Here is a 17749-nt window from a genome sequence, read left to right as displayed (position 1 = left end):
TTTTCTCAAAAAATAAAACTCAGGGGTATTTATTAATTGAAGTACAAAGTATTTATTTTAGGGGGAAAAGGTTTATGCAATATTCATTTTTAGGATTTTCAGTTTCTATGATAAAAAAGTTAAATTTAGATATAAAGGATGTAGCTATTCTTAGATATTTTATTGATTTTAAAGATAGTGGAAGAATGAATTGTGAGATTATTGAGGGCGAAAAGTATTACTGGGTTAGCTATCAAAGTTTTGCTAATGAAATGCCTTATTTAGCTTTAGAAAAAAGATCAATTATGGCTAGAATGCTTAAATTAAGAGATTTAGGAATATTAAATCATTATACCAAAAAAGAAGGAGGCACTTTTTCTTACTTTAAATTAGGTGAAAAGTTTTATGAAGACTTTAAAAATGCTGATGATGAGAATGTTAAGAATAGTGATAAAAATAATGATGCAAAAAATAATGTCCATGGTGTCCTTAAAAATGATGGCTCTAGCAGTAGTTTAGTAGAGGAAAAACATCATTGTGATGAGGTTCACCGTAAAAATGATAATGGGGTATCTACAGAAATGTCCAAGGGTAGTACATTAAAATGTTCAACAAAGACTAATCTATTAAATAACTCATCTACTATAGACACTAATATATATAAATATAAAAGAGAAGTTAATGAAATACTTCAATACCTAAATTCAAAACTTGGAACTAGGTATAAAGAAAATAATAAGATTACCATAATGTTAATTAATAATAAGCTTGAAGAAGGCTATAGTGTTGATGACTTTAAAATTGTTATTGATAAAAAGCTTAAGACTTGGAAAGATACCCAATTTGAGCAGTACTTAAACCCAAAAACTTTATTTGGAGATAAGTTTGAAATTTATTTAAATCAAAATATTATAAAACAAGATAAAAATAACAAAAGCTATGAAAATTACAGAGAGCCTAAGAAATTAAGATTTAATAATTTTAAAGGTCGTGATTATGATTATGATATCCTAGAGAAAAAGCTTTTAGGATGGGCGTAGTTTTGATGGATAATTGATAATGGGTAATTAATAAGGAATTGAAAGTTGTTTTAATTTGGGGGTTGATTTGTTGTTTGTAGATTATAACAGGTTTTCAAAAATATCATAGATAAAAACAAAAGAACGTATATTCGTATAAGGTTTTTTTATTTGGGAATAATAAGTAATAAGAAATAACTAGAAAGAGGAGATACTTATGGATTATAATAAGGTTGAGGATGCTGTTTTAAAAAAGGCTATGGAGTTTTTTAAGGATAACGCCGTAAAGTTTTTTGGTATTGATACTAAAATAATTAGTGCAGCAGAAACTGAAATCAAAAATATAGAAATAAGAACTAATTATACAGACTATTTATTTTATACGGAAGATGGCTCTTATTTGCATTTTGAGTTTCAGACTACTAATAAAAAAGATGATATAAAAAGATTTTTATATTATGATGCATCTTTATATTATAAAGAGAAAAGAAAAGTAAGGACTATTGTTATATATTCTGCTGATATAGAAAATGTAGAAACATACATAGATGCAGGAACAATAAAATATAATATAGAAGCCTTTTATATGAGAAAATTAGATGGGGATGAAAAATTAAAATACTTAAGAAATAAAATCTCGAAGGGTGAAAAACTAACAGGAGAAGATATATTAACTTTAACATTTATTCCTCTAATGGGAAGTAAAGAAAATAGGAGTAAAAGAACGTTAGATAGCATAGAACTTGCAGATAAAATATCTGAGAGTAATGAAAAACTACAATGTTTAACTTTATTATATGCTGCTTAATATGTAACTCCTTCTCATATTCATTGGAAGGAGTAAGTTCCACTAGCTAAATCATAGATTTAGAGTGTCACTTAAATTTGGAGATGAAATATCAAAGGGAAAATTTAAGGAGGTAGTTAGTATGACTGAAATAGGAAAGATGATAAGAGACGAAGCTATAAAAGAAGGAATAAAAGAAGGAATAGCAGAAGGAAAGGCAGAGATTCTTATAAAACAACTTATTAAAAAGTTTAAGTCTGTACCAGATGAATATAAGAAAAAAATAAAGAAATTATCAGAAGAAACTATAGATATAATAGCTACAGATATTTTTGATATAGAAAAAGTTGAAGATGTAGAGAAATATTTTTGAACCTCTCTAAATCATTTACAAATATAAAATAAGTTTAAACATTATATACAATTAATATTTATTAATTTAAAAACAGCAAACAGCCGAAAGGCTGTTTTTGTATTTAGAATACCACAGGTTATACCAAGGGTTCTGGAAAGCTTCTAGAGGTGAGTAAAAATAAAAAAACTTTATTGTAAAGTTATAGAAGCAAAGGCATGTAAAGCTTATATACATATGCTTGTTAGTATATCATAAAAATTAAGTGTTTTATAGTTTATGGGATACTTTAAAGTAAAAAGTTCTGTGATTATATTTGATAGGCATATAAATTTAGCTCTTATAATCAAAATATAAACGATGTACATTAATCTTAAGGAGGGGGAACTATCTTTTCTTATAAAAGTTTGATAAAATAAAAGATATGCAATAAAAAGGGAGTTAATAGTATGCAGCTAGAAGAATTAGTTTATAAAAATTATTCGAGTTTAAATAGCACAGATTTATTTATTTGGAAGTATATTTCTCTAAACAAAAAGGACAGTAGTACTCAAACTATAGATGAATTAGCTTTAAATTGTAATGTATCAAGAACAACAATTACAAGATTCGTAAGAAAGCTTGGATTAAAGGGGTATAGCGAATTTAAGGTATTATTAAGTTGGGAAGTAAAGGAAAAGGATATATTAAGCGATGAAGCATACTATACAGCATGTGATTCTATTATTCACTTTATTGAAAGCCAAAGAGAAAAGGATTACGATAAAATTTGCAAAATGATATATGAATCTACTCACGTTTATGTATATGGATCAGGAGATATACAAAGTTCCGTTGCAAAACAAATAAAGAGAATGTTTTTATCATGCCAAGAAAAAATATATGATTTTGGAGGGACAACCTTTGATAAATCATTCTATAATATGGTTGGAGCAAATGATGTAGTTATATTAATATCATTAAGTGGATCAAGTGAAAAAATAATTAGTATTGCAAGAAATCTAAAGCTTAGAGGATGTAAGATTATTGCAATTACAGAATTAAAGGATAATGAATTATCAAATATAAGTGATGAAGTAATGTACATATCAGCAGCTAAAATATCTATTTTAGAATTACATCCATCATACCAAATGACCATGCTATATTTTGTATTAGCAGAACTACTATTTATTAAGTACAGTATATATAAGAAACATAGAATGTTAAGTGAAGGATTAGAGTGCACGCTCTAATCCTTTTTTATGTGAATTTTTCACATGAGCTGTGCATATTTTTCATCTAATAGTTCAAATTTCTTTAAGGCTTTAAAGCAATTGTAGACTTCTTTTTACTATGCTAATATGAAAATGTCGAAGGCCTTAAGACATATTTTTAATAAGGGGGAAAATAATTTTATGATGAAGAAAATTCAAAGGTTTGGTGGAGCAATGTTTACTCCAACATTATTATTTGCCTTTGCTGGTATTATGGTTGGTTTTTCTATTGTTTTCATGAACGAACAGATTATGGGATCACTTGCTTCTCCTAATAGTTTATGGTATCAAATGTGGGATGTTGTTTCTGCAGGAGCATGGATGGTATTTAGTCAGTTACCATTACTTTTTGCACTAGCGCTACCAATTGCATTAGCAAAAAAACAACAAGCTAGAGCTTGTTTGGAATCTGTTGCAACTTATTTAACATTCAATTATTTCATTGGAAAAATGCTACAACACTGGGGTAGTAATTTTGGAGTTGATTTTGCAGCAGATGTTGTAACAGGAAATGGACTAGCTAATATTGCTGGAATAAAAACCTTAGATACAGGAATGGTAGGAGCATTACTTATTGCAGGGATTGTAATTTGGGCTCATAATCGCTTTTTTGATGCAGAACTTCCAGACATGATAGGAATATTTAGAGGATCATCATTAGTTGTAGCTATATGTTTCTTTATTATGATACCTACTGCATTATTAACATGTATTGTTTGGCCGAAAGTGCAAATAGGAATGACTCATTTGCAAACGTTGTATTTACATTCATGATCAAAAAGTTTGATTTAAAAACGCCAGGTCGTGAATCTGATGATGAAGAAATGAAATTATTCAATTGATGTTAGCTATTATGGATTAAATCATTTTGGATGGTGGACTAGCATAAAGGATAAGGATGGAAAAGATTTAATGCCTGAACTAAAGAAATACTGCTCAGAGCATGGATATGAAGAGTTTACTCCACAAGGACAACACAAAGAAACAAGTTGGCTTGCAACTATGAGAGCAGCTAAAAACTTATTAGAAATAGAACCAGAAACTTTACCTAATACTTACTTAAAGTATTATTTAATGGGTGATGAAACTGTAGAACATGAAAATCCTAATTACACTAGAGCAAATGAAATAATGGATAGAAGAGAAAAAGATACATTTGAAGAATGTGAAAGAATAGCAACTAGTGGAACAGCTAAAGGAACATGGTTTGCCCCAAGTGAGCATAGTAGATTTATTGTAGAATTAGCATGTGCATTAGCATTTAATACTAAGGAAAGATTCTTATTAATTGTAGAAAATAATGGTGCAATAGAAAACTTTGATCCAAGAGCAATGGTAGAGATTCCATGTATTGTAGGAAAAGATAGTGTAGAACCTATAAGTATAGGAAAAATCCCAACATTCCAAAAAGGATTAATGGAACAACAAGTTGCATCTGAAAAGTTAGCAGTTGAAGGATTTATTGAAAATAGCTATCAAAAATTATGGCAATCATTAGCTATGAATAAGACAGTTCCAAGTGTTAAAGTTGCAAAGCTTATCTTAGATGATTTGATTGAAGCTAATAAAGATTTTTGGCCAAATTTAAAATAATATAGTGTGGTGGATATAATGATTAATTTAATGAGTATAAGAAATGATGAAAGTAAGGTATTGAATTGTATTTTAATAATGTTTATTATTCTTCCAATGTTGTATGGAGTTAATATCATTATATTATCAAATTCATTGCAAGTAAATTTTATGAATATATTTACAAGTAGTATAACAGAAACAATAAATTTGATGGTTTATTCAGCATGTTTTCTAGGTGCATATGTAGTTAAAGAATATCAAGGTAATAAAGAATCTTTTGCAAATCGAATATCCCTAGGAATAACTTTAATATCTAATATAATCTTTATGAATTTCTTAGCTAGCATTGCTTTAATATATTATATCCACAAATTTATAGGATTTAAAAATATCTTTGTGAAGGATAAAGTGAAGGAGAAAAAAGAAATTAAAGCTCTTATAGTATCAATACTAATTTTCATTGTTTCACTTATTGTTATTATAACTAAACTTAGATTACAAATTCTATTTTAGAAGGAGAAGTTATGCTATCGATATTTAAGAAAAAAATCAATCAAGAGGAGTTAGTAGCTTATGCATCAGGAGAAGCTATTTCTATAGAAAGTGTAGATGATGCTGTATTTTCAACAAAATCTATGGGAGATGGAATGGCAATTGTGATCTTGGAAAACAAAATTGTAGCACCTGGAAATGCAAAAGTTAATTTTATCTCAGAGACTAATCATGCTATAGGATTAATTTTAGATAATGATATGCAGATATTAATTCATATTGGTCTTGATTCGGCTAAGAATGATAAAAATATATTTAGAGCAGAAGTAAACTTAAATGATAAAGTAAAACAAGGGCAAGAGCTAGTTGTAATTGATGAAAGTTTTTTAGAACGTGAAAAGGAAATAGTTGTGCCATTGGTTATATTAGAAAATCCAAAAAATATTTCTTATTTGTTTAATAACATAGATAGTAAAGTTATTAAAGGAAAGACTTCAATTTTGAGATATAAAAATTATGAATAACATAGCACCTAATAAGTATTTTAGATTATTTTATTTTATATCTTATTTAAGTTTTGCTTTTGTAATGACTAACTATACCCCGTTTTTGTCGGGGTTAGGATATGATGAAATGCAAAGAGGCATATTACTATCTTCTTATGCAATTACTACAATACTTTTTCAAGTGATTTTTGGAGTTATCTCAGACATAAAGCAATCTGTAAAAAGAATAATTATAATTTCAATTGGATTATATACATTGACAGCATGTCTACTATATAATCAGACAGAAAAATTACTTGGATTACATATTTTGTTAATTGCTTTATCAGGGGGATTATTAAATGCAAATTGCGGAATGTTTGACACTTGGGTAATAAATATAAGTGAGGAATATAAAAAATCTTTATCTTTTATTAAAGCATTTGGATCTATAGGCTGGGCTCTAGGAAGTGTAGGCGCTTCATATATAATTAGCATTATAAGTTATAAGGGGATGGCATTAGCACTATTAGCCTTATCAGTTCTTATGTTTTTTAATATGAAGATTCTTCCGGATATAGATAAGGTTGAAAAAAAGAAAAAAGTATCATTAGGTGAAATATTAAAAATATTTTCTAATAAAAAATATACTTTACTTGTATTTATTTTATTGTTAATGTACTCAGTTGTTGTAGCTAACAATTGTACTGTAGTTGATAAGCTTATTAAATTAGGTGCAAGCAGAGGAGAAATTTCATTAAAATGGTTTACTCAATCACTTGTAGAAATACCAACATATATTATGGGAGGAATAATACTAAAAAGATTTAATTCTTATAATATATTAAAAATAAGTTGTTTAGCTATTACTATACAATTCATACTATTTAGTGTTTCTAACAATGTTAGAGATATGATTATATTAAATATTTTTCAATTATTTTCTACTCCTCTAATTCTTATTTCCTCAAAAAAAATTATAGATGAGATAAGTGATAAAAATATAAAGGGAAGTAGTCAATTAATAGCAATGAGTATATTTACTGGGCTATCATCAATGATTGTTCCAGCCATAGCAGGAACTTTAACCATGAAAGTAGGAATAGATTTAACTTTACTTTTAGAAGGATTATTAGGAGTTATTGCTTTTGTTTTGATATATGTACTTAAAAAAATAAATAACAAGCAAGTTTCTGTATAAAATGCTTTCACCTCAGGGGTCCAATTTTTTGGACCCCTGAGGTCCAGAAAACTGGAAATTTTAAAATGCACTACGCAAAAGTAGTGCATTTTTTACTTCAAATTTTTACACAATTTTAATAAGCCTTTAAAATATTCATGTTAATATAATTAATATAAAAAGTTAATAATAAATAAACTGAAACTTATATAAAAGTTAAAACAACAAAGCTATAAAACTATAAAACTACATGCTTTCGACTTTTACATCATATTCAAGTAAGGGTATTAATTTAAATATGTAATATGAAAGGAAAATAAATAATATGACAAACAAAAACACTGAAAATGAAAACATTAGGAATAAGAATATTATTTCATATGAAGATATAAGAAGTAATAAGGAAATTCAAACATATATAAACTCTGCAGATAAAATATTAGGCATTTCAGGATATACAAAACATGATCTAGGACATGTTGGAAAGGTTGCAGAAACGGCTGCATATATTTTAAGGGAGCTTGGCTATGAAGGAAGGGAAATAGAACTTGCTAAAATAGCAGGCTTTATGCACGATATAGGAAATATGATTAATCGTCATGAGCATGCACAAACAGGAGCAGTTCTTGCTTTTAAAATATTAAAAGACATAGGGATGGATCCAGAAGAAATTTTTATGGTAACATCTGCTATTGGAAATCATGATGAGGGAACAGGTCAGCCAGTTAGTAATATTTCTTCAGCCTTAATATTAGCAGATAAAGTAGATGTAAGAAGAAGTCGTGTAAGAAATTCTGATTTTGCTACCTTTGATATTCATGATAGAGTAAATTATGCTGTGGAAAAAGCTGATGTTTATGTTAATAAAGATGAAAAATCAATACAATTAAACTTAACTATTGATACTAAGATATGCTCATTAATGGAGTATTTTGAGATATTTTTAAATAGAATGATGCTTTGTAGAAAAGCTACAGAATTTTTAAATACTAGGTTCGAACTAATTATGAATAATACAAAGGTACTCTAGTAAGTTAATAATATCAAAAATTTAAGCTTATAAAATTAATTTATAGGCTTAAATAATATATACAAATAAATGCAATACATAATATTTATTTGAACTAAATACAATATATGTTAAAATAGACATAAAGGAACTTCCTAAGGTTTAATAATTAATAAAGTTTAAATAGTAATATAATATAGAAATATTTAGAGTATATCAGTAATAAAAATTATCATGATAATTGAAGATATAGGAGTATTGTTAGCAAATGGAATTATAAAATTGGAGGTGAATTTTTGGAAGAACATATTATTGAAGAAGACAATATAAAAAATGATATTTTAGGAAAAAAGATGATATATCTAGATCATGCAGCAACAACAGCTATTAATAAGTATGTACTTAAGGAAATGATGCCTTATCTTATGAATCAGTATGGAAATCCATCTTCTATTTATAGTTTTGGTAGAAAAAGTAGAAAGGCAATAGAAAATTCAAGACAGCAAGTAGCAACTGCTATAAATGCTAAGAAAAGTGAAATCTACTTTACAAGTGGAGGAACAGAAGCTGATAATTGGGCAATTAAAGGTATTGCGCAGTATTATAAAAAGAAGGGTAAGCATATAATTACTACATCTATAGAGCATCATGCAGTTCTTAATAGTTGTAAACGATTAGAAAAAGAGGGCTTTGAAATAAGCTATCTACCAGTTGATAATGATGGAAAAATATCAATTGAAGATTTAAGAAAAGCTATAAGAAGCGACACTATTTTAATAAGCATAATGATGGCAAATAATGAAATTGGAACTTTAGAGCCTATTGCAGAAATAGGAAAAATAGCTAGAGAAAGAAATATAATTTTTCATACAGATGCAATACAAGCTGTAGGATCAATTACTATAGATGTTGAAGAGTTGCAAGTTGATTTACTATCCATATCTGCACATAAATTTTATGGCCCAAAAGGCGTAGGAGCTTTATATATTAAAAAAGGTACAGGCATTAAGGCACTTATGGATGGAGGAGAACAGGAAAAAGGTAAAAGGGCAAGTACAGAAAATGTTTCAGCTATTGTTGGAATGGGAAAAGCTATTGAAATCGCAAATAAAGGTTTAATACAATATCAAAAGCAAATGTGTTATTTGAGAGATAAAGCAATTGAAGAAATTTTAAAAAGTATACCTAATGCTAAACTGAATGGACATGCGGTTGATAGACTACCTGGAAATGTTAATATTGCATTTAATGGAATGGAAGCAGAAGCAATGATATTAAAATTAGATAAAATGGGGTTTGCAGTATCAAGTGGATCAGCATGTGCTTCAGGATCACCAGAACCATCACATGTACTTAAAGCAATAGGGTTATCACATGAAATGGCACAATGCTCACTTAGATTTACCTTTGGAGCAGAAAATAATATAAGGGATGTAGAAGAGCTGGTAAAAGCATTAAAGAAAATTTATTCAGTGCACAGTGAAAGAGGCACAGTTCACAGTTGTTTCTCAGTTGGAAATTGAGAGCTTTGGACGAAATTATTGTGAATTGTGAACTGTGAACTAATAACTGTGAACTGTGAATTGTGAACTGTGAACTGAAAAAAGGATTAGGAGAGAAATATGGTGAATAATTACAAACAACTTATTAATAAATTAGAAGAGAATCATAGCATGGTAATGCTAACAAAGCTTTCGTCTAAAAGTGGAAATAAAATAGAGAAAGAATTAATAGATTTAAATAAAGAAGATTTGTTACATATTGATGAAGAAATGAAAAATGCAATAAATAAATCAATAGATAGAAAACTTCCAGAACTTATTAAAGATAATGAGGGAAAGGAAATTTTAATAGAGTCTTTTTTTCCAGAAGCTAGATTAATAGTTTTTGGAGGAGGAAATATCTCAGAGCATCTTGTTGATTTAGGAGCTAAAATAGGATTTAAGGTTACAGTTATAGACGATAGATTATCTTATGCAAATAAAGAAAGATTCCCATTAGCAACAGAAGTCATATGTGAGAGTTTCGAAAATGTTTTTGAACAAATAAAGGTAAATAAAAATGATTATGTAGTTATTGTTACAAGAGGTCATAAATATGATAAAGAATGTCTTAGAGCAGTTTTAAATATAAAGCCAGAATATTTAGGAATGATAGGTTCCACAAGAAGGGTTAGGGGAATTAAAGAGCAATTTATAGAAGAAGGATATAGTGCAGAGTTATTAGATAAAATATGTTCGCCTATAGGATTTAGAATTGGAGGAATTACACCTTTAGAAATTGCAATATCTATTATTTCTCAAATTATTGCACAAAAAAGGCTTGGTACACCAGATATGATAGCTTGTGCAAATGCTAAAAAGAGAAAAAATTATTCTGATATAGATATTAAGGTTTTAGAAAACCTTGCAAAAGAGGATGAAGAAAAGAAAGCTATTGTTACAGTAACATCTACCAAGGGCTCTACACCAAGGGGGGCAGGAGCAAAAATGATTGTTTGGCCAGATGGAAGAATACTTGGAAGCATAGGTGGCGGTTGCAGTGAAGGGGAAGTAATTCTTGCGGCAAGGGACTTAATGGAGGATGAAGAAGAAAGTTTTATAACAATGCAAGTTGATATGACAGGAGATGTAGCTGAAGATGAAGGTATGGTTTGTGGTGGAGTAATGAATGTACTTGTAGAATTAATATAATTTTAAGCACCCCTGGGGTCCAGAAAAATGGAAATTTTAGTTTCCAATTTTTTGGACCCCAGGGGTGGTTTTAAAAGAGGCCTATTATTGTTGATTTTCCTGTTGAAATAAAGTTTTAATAATCGAATTGACGGTAATAGCGACGAATGTCTAATGAATGTTTTGTGTTATTCTCAAAGTGAGTAGCTAAACGATCTACAAGCAGTGTAGAAGAAATTGTTGGTGCAACAATCCAACGATATTTACTGTCAATACCTTCAAGAGGGTAGTCAACAGTATCGATAACTATTAATTTATCGGTATGCTCTTTTAAAAACTTTTCAGCTCTTTCATCAAGAATTCTACCTTTTCCTTCACCTTTTATTAAATAAACAGGAACATCTTTTTCAACTAGTTCCAAAGTTCCGTGGAAAAATTCAGAAGATGATACAGCTTTTGTTCTAAGCCATTGCATTTCTTCTAATATGCACATAGTAAATAGATAAGTTTCACCCCACATTTCATTTCCACCAACCCAAATCATATATGGCTCTTTATAGTATTTTTTTGCAATTTCAGCAGCTTTAGGATCAAATGATTCTTTTGCTTTAAGTAAGTTTTCAGGTAAAAGCATTAATTGATCTGCAAATTCATTATAATCATCAAAATCACCATTATTTTTTAGAATACGGAAGAATAGCCAAAATAATAACATATACTCATATTCAACTCCATTTTCATGTCTCATTGGAACAACCCAGTTGCTATTTAATCCGAGAGGAGAATTAGAATTTTTAGTTAATGCAACAACTCTTATATTATGTTCTTTACAGTATTTTGCTATTGCAACAGTTTCTTTAGTATCCCCTGACTTAGATAAAGTAACTACTATTGAATCTTTATCAAGATTTTTATTTCCTCTAATTAGTAATTCAGCAGCTTGTTCAATAAACACTGGAATAGTTGTTATTTGTTTAGCTATTTCTCCAATTGCCATCATAGGAGATATGCTTCCTCCAACAGCAGTAAAGAATATATTCTTATAACCTTCTTTAGCAACAGCATCTGCAACAGTTTCAGCTACTTTTCTTGATTCTCTTGTAAGATCAGCTCCATTTTTATATTCATCATAATTAAATTTTAACATAAATCTCTCTCCTTTTTTATTTAAAATACTTAAATACTTTTAATAAGATTAACAATGCTTGTCTTAGTTTTCAGGTAAAAATGATCTCAAATAATCAGCAGAACGTTTTAGTGAAGTATGAGGGTCTTGCCAATATATTGAGTCATTAATTTCTAAATCTATATATGAATTATAATCATACTTTTCTAATGTAGTTATATATTCTTTTAGTGGTAAATTTCCATCACCTAATATATAATGTCCGGAAGGATTACCATCGGCATAATGTATCCATTGGATTGATTCACTATTAAGAGTAGAGTAAAATTGTTCCAAATTATCTTCTACAACTTCCATAGCAACTAAATCAATACATGCTTTTAAATTATCAATATTCACTTCCTTTAACATTCTTGACATATCATTACAAGTAGTTAAAAGATTTGATTCATAAGGTTGCAGCTGTTCTATTATCATTGTTATTCCCTGTTTTTTAGCTCGGTTTGATATTATTTTTATATTTTCAACAGCTCTTTTCCATGAATCCTCTCTTGGAGTGTCTAAGAGTCCACAGCCTGTATTTATAAAAACTCTATTAGTACCTAAAGCTAAAGCATCTTCAAAGGCTTTGTCAAAATAGTCAATAGTTTGATTGCAGATAGCTTTTTCCGAAGATGAAAGGCTGAAAGGATAGGCTAAAGTTTCAGGTGTATAAATAACAACCTTCATGCCTTTATCATCAATTTCCTTTTTTATTTCTTTGATTTTACTTAGAGCTTCTATAGAAGTGGAGTAGTGTAATCTGCAATAATGAGGAGAGCCTCCCCAAAAATCTATATTTCTTATTTTACATTTTTCCATGGAATCTAAAAAATAAGAAAAACTATAGTGGCAGTATTGAACACTCATAACAGAGACTTTATCCATTGTAATCTTTGACATAAAATCACCTCTCAAATATTATGAATTTTTCTAAAACCTCTTTTACTGGATTTTCATTATTATTTGACTTAGTAATATAATTGGCTACATTTTTTAAGTCATCTATAGCATTAGCAACTGCGACACCAATACCAGATTTTTCAATCATTTCTATATCATTGCCGTGATTGCCAACTGAGATAACATCAAGTGGATCAATATCTAAAATGTTTAATATACTTTTTATTGAATCCCATTTACTACAATTTGAAGGAATTATATCAATACAATTATCTTCAGATCGGAAGCAAAAAAAGGGAAGATTTTTATTTTTAATAAATTCAATAGCTGATTCTCCAGTGTTGTTTATCATAAAACCATCAATTATACTTAATGGAATTTCCTCTAAACTAGAATATTGAATTAAATTTAAATTCAAACTATTAGCATATTCAATAGCTGTTGAAGTAATTACATTTATCCCAAGGAAATTTTCACCTGTAACATATAAAAGTATATTGTTATCTAAGCAATAATTTATAAGAAGTTTAGCACTATCAATATTTATAGATATATTTTTTAATATTGAATTATTTGAAATATCAATAATCTTTGAGCCATTATTTAAAATTAGATAATCAACTTTTTCGCAGAATGCCTTAATAGGTGCAATATCTATATCTCGTCTACCAGTAACCAAGCAAACTTTAATTTTATAGGATTTAACTAATTCAATACTTTTTATTATTTCATCAGATATAATTCCAGAGTCATTTGCTATAGTTCCGTCTATATCTAAAGCTAGTAATTTTACAATAACAATCACCTCAACTTATATACATGTTTATTAAAATATATACCACTTATTAATTATTATAACCTTTTAGTAAAGAATGGTCAATAATAAATGCTAAAAAAGTATAATTATTCCAAAGAGTAATAAAGAATCATATATATAGTTAAAAAAAAACAAAATAAAAGGGAAAAGCAATTTATAAATCAATCAATACAAGATTTTTAATACAAGATTTATATACCAATTTCCAGCTGGTAGCCTTTTCTATACTACTTTTCGATTTTAAATTTTCGTTCTAGTTTTTTGTTATAAATTTTTGTAAACTATTTTTCCGTTAACTATAGTTAAACAAACTTTAGTCTCAGATATTAATTCTAATGGGGTGTTGAAAATATTTTTGTTAAGAACCACTATATCAGCTAATTTACCACTTTCCAGTGTGCCTAACTTATTTTCGTTAAAGAGATTGTATTGTCCATTTTTTGTCCAAGATATTAAAAGTTCTGGAATGCTAATAGTATTAGATTTATTAAATGGCTTACCACCATCTTTAAAATATCCACCCACGGAATTATATATAGATTCAGGAATATCTGGAATTAGAAGTGGTAAATCTGTACCACAAGATACAATTACATTAGAATCTATCATTTTTCTTCTGTTCCAATAGTTTTCAGAGCGTAAACCTATTTTCTCATTTATCATTTTTGTTTTATCATCATAGTTAGCTAAAGATTGTATTTGTGGATAAATTTCAGCTATAACACCAAGTTGCCCCATAGTTTTTAAATCCGATGGATCTGAAAACTCTAAATCGGTTATAGCATGTCTATTTATTAATTTCCCATTAGTATCTTGTTTGCAACATTTGTAAATATTAAGAACCTTTTCTATAGCTGCATCACCTTGTGCATGAAGAGAAAATCTGAAATTTTCTTTATCAGCAGCAAGAGTTTCGGTCTTTATAAGTTCATAATCTATAAATTGGTTACAATTTGTATTTTCACAGTTGTATGGACTTTTTAAATCACCACATAATTCTGAAATTGAACCATCAGTCATACGATTATATCCGGAAAATTTTATGAAGTCAGAATTGAATTTTTCGCGCATTTCTTTTCCAAATTCTAAATTTAAAGGATAGCCTACTGGTTGAGACATAAATGAAACACGTAAAGTCAGTTGGTTTTTATCTTCTAATTCTTGAAGAATATCTGTAAATCCGTAAAAATTATCAAATCCCATTTCTTTAATAGCTGTTATTCCATGAGAATTTAACATCTTCATATAATTTTTAAAGTTATTAGTGATTAAAGGTTTATCACTTAATATGTCAATGAACAATTTCCAAATAGCTTCTGGATAACATTTGTTAGGAGTGAACCCATAGTTTTCAATAGCACATGTATTCATCCAACAACTCTCACAGTTAGTTGAAAATAAAACTACAGGTATATTAGGAAAATGATAATCTAGAAAATCCAAGTGATTTGTGTTTAAAAGAGATGTATTTAAATTATGTCCTAAAATAACTTTGGGATTCTTAAGAGATAATGAATATTCTTTAATTAAATTAATAACCTCATCTTTATTTTTAGCATTAAGCAAATCTTGTCCTACAAAATTTAAGTTGTAACCAGTAAAGAAACAGTGTACGTCTACGAAACCAGGACATATTACATTATCATCGAAATCAAAAATTTCAGTATTTTCACCAATATATTTATTTAATAAGTTCAAGTCTTCTATAGCAATAATCTTATTGTCTTTTATAGCTATAAAGCCATTGAATAAATTTTTTGATGTACTGGTAAAGATATTGGTTGATTTTAAAATAATAGATGCATTTGTCATAATAAACCTCCTAAATATAAATTTAAATATTGAATTACTAGGTATAAATCAAAATAGGTAACTTTTAATTAGCTAAAATAGTGGAATATGTTTGTAAATGTTTACTTAAATCATTAAAACAGCTATTATAATACATATACATAAACAATAAAAAATATACCAAATATAAAATTAGCATCTTAACTTTAAATATAGTGTTGATTTTAACATAGAAAAATGTAATTATCAATAAAATTATATGAAAAAAAAGGAAATAAAACTTAATTGTATAAATATATATATAATAAATATGAGATTATCATTAAATCAACCTAATAAAAGATATACCAGTTTTTGAGCCGCAACAAAGGGTGAATTAAGGGAAATATGCCTAAAACAACAAAAAAACATGTAAAAATATTGAATTTATGGATTGACTGGGAAAAATATAAGTGATATATTAAAAGTGGTTTAAAAAATAAAAAACATGTATATGGAGGTGATGAAATGAAGGTTGCTGTAATTGGTGATAATTGTATTGATTACTACAAAAGTTTAAATAGGAGCTATTCAACTGGAAATGTTGTTGATACAGGTGTTAATTTGAAAAAACTTGGTATAGATACTTCTATAATCTCTACTACAGGCTCTGATGAAAATGGAAAGATTATGCTAGATACATTAAATAGAGAAGGTTTGGATACATCGCACTTAAAAATTGGGAATGGACAAACGGCTATAACATATATGGAGTTAGATGGGCTGGAACGTATTCATGGTGAGTATATTGAGGGAGTCCTAGAGAATATTACTTTTGATAAAGAGGATATTGAATTTGCAGCTTCTCATGATTTGGTTCATAGTGCTTTTTGGGGTAAGGCTGATAAGGTTCTAAATAAAATAAAAGAAAAAGGAGCTTTAGTAAGTTTTGATTATGCAACAAAGTATGATTCGGATCTGGTAGATAATACATCGTATTATGTTGATTTTGGTTTTTTTTCTTTTAAAGAAGATAATGATTTTGTAAGAAGTTTTTTAAAAAAGATGGTTACAACGGGAATGAAAATTGCAGTTGCCACTTTTGGTGAAGATGGAAGCTTAGCTTGGGATGGAAAAGAGTTCTATAGGTGTGGAATTTATCAAACAAAGGTTGTAAATACAGTAGGAGCTGGCGATTCTTTTATAGCAGGATTTCTTTATGGGGTTTTATTGGGAAAATCAGTTGATGAATGTTTAAAAGAAGGAGCAAAGATTTCGGCTAAAGTAGTTTCAGTTTTTGAGCCATGGGTAATAGAATGATATTTTATAAAAGATATTTTGGAGTTTGATATAAAAGTTAGTTTATGTTTGACTTTGAGAAATATTATAAGAGTATTTTGAATAAGGGGGAAATAAAGTGAAAATTGGTATGTTCACATCTGGATACCAAAGAAATGAATTAGAAGATATTTTTAGAGATGCTAAAAGATTTGGTTATGATTACATTGAACTTTGGGGAGCAAGACCTCATGCATATCCATTTGATTTAGAAAAAGGAGGAGTAGAGGAAATTAAAAGGTTAATAAAAAAGTATGATATTCCTGTTTTGGGATTTACTCCTGAAATGAATGCTTATCCCTTTAACATGATGATTGGATCTGAAGAAATGAGAAAAGAATCTGTTGAATATGTAAAATTATCAATGGATATGGCAAAGGAAATGGGAGCAGAATTTACATTAATATCTGCAGCACATGCTGGATATAGTGCTACAACACAAGAAATATGGGAAAGATTAATAAAATGCATGAAGGAAATTATAGAATATGCTGATAAAATAAATCACAAAGTTGTATTAGAAGCATTAACACCGTATGAATCAAATGTTGTTAAAAGTGCTAATGATTTAGCAGAATTATTTAGAATTATTCCATCTGATAATTTGCTTGGTATGTGTGATATAGTGCCTCCTTTTGTACAGCATGAAAGTATAATGTCTTATTTTGATAAATTAGGGGATAAGATGTATCATATGCATATTGTTGATAGTGATGCTTCAAGTGATACACATATCATGCCAGGAGAAGGGGTTTTGCCTATGCAGGAGCTACTTCTTGAGCTAAAAGAAATGGATTATAAGGGAACAGCAACAATAGAACTTGTAACAGCATATATAAATGAACCAAGATTTTATGCAAGAAGAGCAATAAATAATGTTAGAGGAATGTTAGAGGAATAGATTACAAATTTAAATTAGTTAATAATATAGGTGAATAAAGAAGGAGATA

At 28.4% G+C, this 17749-nt stretch carries 16 protein-coding genes and 3 pseudogenes; 15 read left to right on the top strand and 4 right to left on the bottom strand.

What is annotated here, in order from left to right; genetic code table 11:
* Nucleotides 1-74 precede the first annotated feature (74 nt).
* The 13 genes and pseudogenes from AAT22_RS16370 to AAT22_RS16315 all read left to right on the top strand — a co-directional run bounded on the left by AAT22_RS16370 (nucleotide 75) and on the right by AAT22_RS16315 (nucleotide 10827).
* Nucleotides 75-1019, top strand: coding sequence for a conserved phage C-terminal domain-containing protein (locus AAT22_RS16370; protein ID WP_047002030.1), 945 nt, complete (start codon nucleotides 75-77; stop codon nucleotides 1017-1019).
* A gap of 196 nt (nucleotides 1020-1215) precedes the next feature.
* Nucleotides 1216-1806 carry a hypothetical protein gene (locus AAT22_RS19480; protein WP_047002029.1) on the top strand — a complete coding sequence of 197 codons (591 nt, stop codon included), beginning with the start codon at nucleotides 1216-1218 and terminating at the stop codon, nucleotides 1804-1806.
* Between the two features lie 121 nt (nucleotides 1807-1927).
* Entirely contained in the window at nucleotides 1928-2158 is a 231-nt protein-coding gene (locus AAT22_RS19475) for a DUF4351 domain-containing protein (protein WP_047002040.1), read from the top strand.
* A 177-nt stretch (nucleotides 2159-2335) separates the two neighbouring features.
* A pseudogene (locus AAT22_RS19605) lies at nucleotides 2336-2473 on the top strand (transposase); the annotation flags it as partial.
* Between the two features lie 113 nt (nucleotides 2474-2586).
* A complete protein-coding gene (locus AAT22_RS16355) occupies nucleotides 2587-3372 on the top strand; it encodes a MurR/RpiR family transcriptional regulator (RefSeq protein ID WP_016208854.1) in 786 nt (261 codons plus the stop codon).
* Nucleotides 3373-3534: 162 nt separating this feature from the next.
* Nucleotides 3535-4134: pseudogene (locus AAT22_RS16350) on the top strand (PTS transporter subunit EIIC); the annotation flags it as partial.
* 96 nt (nucleotides 4135-4230) lie between these two features.
* Nucleotides 4231-4986, top strand: a pseudogene (locus AAT22_RS16345) (6-phospho-alpha-glucosidase); the annotation flags it as partial.
* Between the two features lie 18 nt (nucleotides 4987-5004).
* Entirely contained in the window at nucleotides 5005-5481 is a 477-nt protein-coding gene (locus AAT22_RS16340; protein WP_016208851.1) for a hypothetical protein, read from the top strand.
* Nucleotides 5482-5492: 11 nt separating this feature from the next.
* Nucleotides 5493-5984 (top strand): PTS glucose transporter subunit IIA, encoded by a 492-nt coding sequence (locus AAT22_RS16335; protein ID WP_047002028.1) that lies wholly within the window; start codon nucleotides 5493-5495, stop codon nucleotides 5982-5984.
* The gene (locus tag AAT22_RS16330; protein WP_047002027.1) at nucleotides 5977-7146 is read left to right on the top strand and encodes an MFS transporter; all 1170 of its coding nucleotides are present in this window, start codon (nucleotides 5977-5979) and stop codon (nucleotides 7144-7146) included. Before AAT22_RS16335 ends, AAT22_RS16330 begins: the two co-directional genes overlap by 8 nt.
* 304 nt (nucleotides 7147-7450) lie before the next feature.
* Nucleotides 7451-8155: an HD domain-containing protein gene (locus AAT22_RS16325; RefSeq protein WP_047002026.1), complete on the top strand. Its 705-nt coding sequence runs from the start codon at nucleotides 7451-7453 to the stop codon at nucleotides 8153-8155.
* Nucleotides 8156-8487: 332 nt separating this feature from the next.
* Nucleotides 8488-9657: a cysteine desulfurase NifS gene (gene nifS, locus AAT22_RS16320; protein WP_047002038.1), complete on the top strand. Its 1170-nt coding sequence runs from the start codon at nucleotides 8488-8490 to the stop codon at nucleotides 9655-9657.
* Between the two features lie 99 nt (nucleotides 9658-9756).
* Complete coding sequence (locus AAT22_RS16315) at nucleotides 9757-10827, top strand: XdhC/CoxI family protein (RefSeq protein WP_047002025.1); 1071 nt, start codon at nucleotides 9757-9759, stop codon at nucleotides 10825-10827.
* A 115-nt stretch (nucleotides 10828-10942) separates the two neighbouring features.
* On the opposite strand, the gene AAT22_RS16310 is transcribed toward AAT22_RS16315, so the two are convergent.
* The 4 genes from AAT22_RS16310 to AAT22_RS16295 all read right to left on the bottom strand — a co-directional run bounded on the left by AAT22_RS16310 (nucleotide 10943) and on the right by AAT22_RS16295 (nucleotide 15503).
* Entirely contained in the window at nucleotides 10943-11953 is a 1011-nt protein-coding gene (locus AAT22_RS16310) for an SIS domain-containing protein (protein ID WP_047002024.1), read from the bottom strand.
* A 63-nt stretch (nucleotides 11954-12016) separates the two neighbouring features.
* Entirely contained in the window at nucleotides 12017-12874 is an 858-nt protein-coding gene (locus AAT22_RS16305; protein ID WP_047002023.1) for a TIM barrel protein, read from the bottom strand.
* Nucleotides 12875-12878: 4 nt separating this feature from the next.
* On the bottom strand, nucleotides 12879-13679 hold the full coding sequence (locus AAT22_RS16300; protein ID WP_047002022.1) for an HAD-IIB family hydrolase: 801 nt from the start codon (nucleotides 13677-13679) through the stop codon (nucleotides 12879-12881).
* Between the two features lie 276 nt (nucleotides 13680-13955).
* Nucleotides 13956-15503 (bottom strand): amidohydrolase family protein, encoded by a 1548-nt coding sequence (locus AAT22_RS16295; protein WP_047002021.1) that lies wholly within the window; start codon nucleotides 15501-15503, stop codon nucleotides 13956-13958.
* Between the two features lie 486 nt (nucleotides 15504-15989).
* On the opposite strand from AAT22_RS16295, the gene frlD reads away from it, so the two are divergent.
* Together frlD and frlC are read left to right on the top strand one after the other, a co-directional pair.
* Nucleotides 15990-16781 (top strand): fructoselysine 6-kinase, encoded by a 792-nt coding sequence (gene frlD / locus AAT22_RS16290; RefSeq protein WP_047002020.1) that lies wholly within the window; start codon nucleotides 15990-15992, stop codon nucleotides 16779-16781.
* 97 nt (nucleotides 16782-16878) lie between these two features.
* Nucleotides 16879-17700: a fructoselysine 3-epimerase gene (gene frlC / locus AAT22_RS16285; protein WP_047002019.1), complete on the top strand. Its 822-nt coding sequence runs from the start codon at nucleotides 16879-16881 to the stop codon at nucleotides 17698-17700.
* Nucleotides 17701-17749: the final 49 nt, after the last annotated feature.

Origin of the sequence: Clostridium sp. C8 (assembly GCF_001010885.1) — a bacterium.
Classification (GTDB): Bacteria; Bacillota; Clostridia; order Clostridiales; family Clostridiaceae; genus Clostridium; species Clostridium sartagoforme.
This window is presented reverse-complemented; position numbering and strand designations above follow the sequence as displayed.